The organism is Patescibacteria group bacterium, assembly GCA_022560785.1.
Lineage (GTDB): Bacteria > Patescibacteriota > Minisyncoccia > Phycocordibacterales > JADFSL01 > JADFSL01.
In genome coordinates this window covers 1-3,357 of record JADFSL010000042.1, presented here as the reverse complement: position 1 = coordinate 3,357, position 3,357 = coordinate 1, and the positions used below count along the sequence as shown (strand labels likewise).

Genomic DNA, 3,357 nt, shown 5'->3' with positions numbered 1-3,357 from the left:
ATTATCTGCTCCACAAATTGTCCGCTTTCTTTTAGTTCATATTCTCTCGGAGTAGCAGATGTATAGAGCACCTGCCCCACCCTGTCCTTAAATTCTTCAAACGAAAGCGGACGATTATCAAGTGCTGAAGGTAGACGAAAGCCGTGCTCTATGAGTGTCGTTTTTCGAGATTTGTCTCCCGCATACATGCCGGCAATTTGAGGAACGGTAACATGCGACTCATCAATGACAGTGAGAAAATCGGGCGAACTATCTTTTTTCTTTGGGAAATACGACAGAAGTGTATACGGCGCTTGTCCTTCTTGCCGACCATCGAAATGCCGTGAATAATTTTCAATCCCACTGCAATATCCTATTTCGCGAATCATTGCCAAATCATAGCTTGTACGTCTTTTTATCCTTTCCGCCTCAAGTAGTTTCCCGGCCTTATTGAAATACGCCAGTCGTTCTTTCAGTTCCACTTTGATATCGTTTATCGCCCTTCTCTTCTCTTTTTCCGGAGTAACAAAATGCTTTGCCGGAAAGAGAGAGAATGAATCAAGATGTTCTATTATAGCGCGCGTAATTGCATTAATTTTTAGAATACTTTCAATAATATTTCCAGAAAGCTCCAGTTGGTAGATCACTTTCTCACTTGTTGGCATTATCTCAACCGAGTTTCCTATAGCTCTAAATTTTCCGGGTGTGAGGTCTGCGTTGGTGCGTTCAAAATAAATACCTATGAGTTTACGGATTAGATCTCCTCTTTTAATGTTCTCCTTAGTACTAAATTTCAAGTGCACCTTTTCATACTCGGCGGGGTTACCTAAACCATAGATACACGACACCGATGCAACCACGATGACGTCCCTGCGGGTAAGAAGTGCTTGAGTAGCCGCATGACGAAGTCTGTCAATTTCCTCGTTTATTTGAGTCTCTTTCTCAATGTATGTATCGGTCACTGGCATGTATGCCTCTGGCTGATAATAGTCGTAGTAGGAGACGAAATAGTGCACGGCATTATTGGGAAAAAATTCGCTGTACTCTTGAGTAAGTTGCGCGGCAAGCGTTTTGTTGTGTGCAATGACAAGTGTCGGCTTCTGAATCTTTTCAATCACATTGGCAACAGTGAATGTTTTTCCAGAGCCGGTTACACCTAACAATGTTTGGTGTTCTAGTCCATTTTCTACACCACTAGAGAGTTTTTCTATAGCTTGGGGTTGGTCGCCTGCTGGCTTAAAACCCTCACTTATTTTAAAAGTTCCACTCATAATAAATATTAAAATGACTTATTTTTTCACCCTCCTAAGTTTTCTACCTATCATACAATAAGAGATTGGCTCATCAGACAAAAATTCTTGCCCTCCTAAATTTTGCTTCGCAAAACTTTGCGAGGGTAAACATAGCGGCATTATAGAGCAGATACCCATCGGTCGGCAAGGAAAACGACACAAAACAATATTGTGCCGCTTGCGTGAAATGTAAATGCTGTAGTTTTTTATTGAAGAATGCTTACATCCAATAGCTCTATTTCAAAAATAAGAGTTGAGTCCGGAGGAATCGCACCCACTGCATTGCTTCCATACGCCAAATCCGGAGGGATAACTAAAATTCTCTTTCCGCCAACTTTCATGCCAGCAACTCCCATATCCCAACCTTGTATTACCTGACCGCCACCAAGAATAAACTGAAATGGTTCACCCCGCGAATGTGAGCTATCAAACGGTGTTCCGTCAGAGAGTACACCGATGTAGTGCACCGTGACAAGATTTCCGCTTATCGCTTCTGTTCCTTCCCCGACTATCACATCTTCTGAAACAAAATTTTGAGAATCAAGATCTATATTTAAAAGACTCTCCCCAGAAGCCGCTTCGTTTTCGGAGCCGATAAAAAGTGTGCCAAACGCATTTGTAAACAAGAAAAATGGAGTGACAACAACTACCCCAATAAATACTGCCAATAGTCTTTTATTATGTGCACTCATACTATGTAGTAATATCCTTAGTAATATACTTTATTCTAACATAAATATTTTTCTTTTCGCCAGTGCATTTTCCACCATATATGCCAAAGCTAAATATCACGCACTGTATCTATAAAACGAAGAGGATCGACTCGCGCACCGTCTACTTTTACTGAAAAGTGAAGATGTGGCTCTATAGAGTACCCGCTATTGCCCGAATATCCCACTATCTGACCTCGTGCAACCATCTCATCTTTTGCTACACCAAAGCTACTAAGATGCAGGTACAGTGAATAGATACCAAGACCATGGTCCACTACAAGTGTGTTGCCATATATCACGAGCGTTTCTGTAAATACCACCATTCCGCTATTGATGGAATACACAGGAGTCCCGGTGTGAGCATCCAGATCAACTCCCAGATGCTGAATTGCCGAATCTCCTTGCTTTCTAATGTTGCCAAAAGCTCCAACATTGGTAATGGTATCAAGCGGATATCCAAATCCTTCGTCAAAGTGCGCAATAGATGTATGTTTTTGTGTGGCATCGTTGATGCTTGGACCATCTCTTTTAGTAATGCCAGATGCCACAGTACTAGGGGTATATCCCTTTGCTTCAAGCTCACTTGTGATAACAAGCTCTGTTACCGGAAAATCTTTTCTTAAAACAGTTATTTCTTTTATTATGTTCTCATCTCCAATACGCACTGAAAGATTGTATTTTCCTGAAATCGCTTTCGTATCAATCCCCACAATCGTTGCCAGTGTGTTAGAACCGAGCGAGAAAAAAGATAGCTCTTCATTTCTGAAACTTCCGCTTATTTCCACACCAGAAGAGACATTCTCCACTTTTACGAGCAGTGTGTCTCCCTGCTCAAGCAAAAGAGATGATATAAAAAGCAGTGGAGCGGGCTCTGGTTCTTCTTTTACATCATTGCTTATATCTTCAATAAATGTTTCCCCACCCGCTCTACACTGAGGAGGATAGCTTAGCATTACTGGATTCCCCGCTTCAACGCATTCTTCAAAATTGGTGATTTCAATATCTGTGTTCCTTGGAAATAGGAAAATCGCACCGACTAAAAGCAATACTATAACTACAATAGAAAGACTTCTGCTCATTTAATTATGGTACAGGAAAACGTGTCCTGCTGGAACTAATTACAGTCAACACCCATTATTTATACATAGGTCTGTCCTATGTATAAGAGACCTCTGTATAAGTTAAAAAGTCCTGAAAATGGCAAGATTATCCTTGCTTACCAAACCATTTCTCCAGAAAATCAAAGAAATTCTCAAAAACATTTGGCGATCGTCCGGGAGGAGTTTTTTCATTCACCAATATCAGCTTACTGCCCCCAGCGCTGACAGCGTCACCATTTCCAACACCTGAACTGGAAACTGCACTAATATATT

At 41.1% G+C, this 3,357-nt stretch carries 4 protein-coding genes; all 4 read right to left on the bottom strand.

Features of this window, described 5'->3' with window-relative positions:
• Positions 1–1,250 (bottom strand): DEAD/DEAH box helicase family protein (locus tag IIB50_03095; GenBank protein MCH7530075.1); only part of this gene is annotated, 1,250 nt, incomplete at its 3' end.
• Between the two features lie 227 nt (positions 1,251–1,477).
• Positions 1,478–1,963: an FKBP-type peptidyl-prolyl cis-trans isomerase gene (locus IIB50_03090; GenBank protein ID MCH7530074.1), complete on the bottom strand. Its 486-nt coding sequence runs from the start codon at positions 1,961–1,963 to the stop codon at positions 1,478–1,480.
• Positions 1,964–2,052: 89 nt separating this feature from the next.
• Positions 2,053–3,063 (bottom strand): M23 family metallopeptidase, encoded by a 1,011-nt coding sequence (locus tag IIB50_03085; protein MCH7530073.1) that lies wholly within the window; start codon positions 3,061–3,063, stop codon positions 2,053–2,055.
• Positions 3,064–3,190: 127 nt separating this feature from the next.
• Positions 3,191–3,357: hypothetical protein (locus IIB50_03080; protein ID MCH7530072.1), on the bottom strand; the 167-nt coding region annotated here is incomplete at its 5' end.

Bases quoted from the DNA above. Each gene is read 5' to 3' on its own strand.
- IIB50_03090 (MCH7530074.1), bottom strand. From the start codon at position 1,963: ATGAGTGCACATAATAAAAGACTATTGGCAGTATTTATTGGGGTAGTT.
- IIB50_03085 (MCH7530073.1), bottom strand. From the start codon at position 3,063: ATGAGCAGAAGTCTTTCTATTGTAGTTATAGTATTGCTTTTAGTCGGT.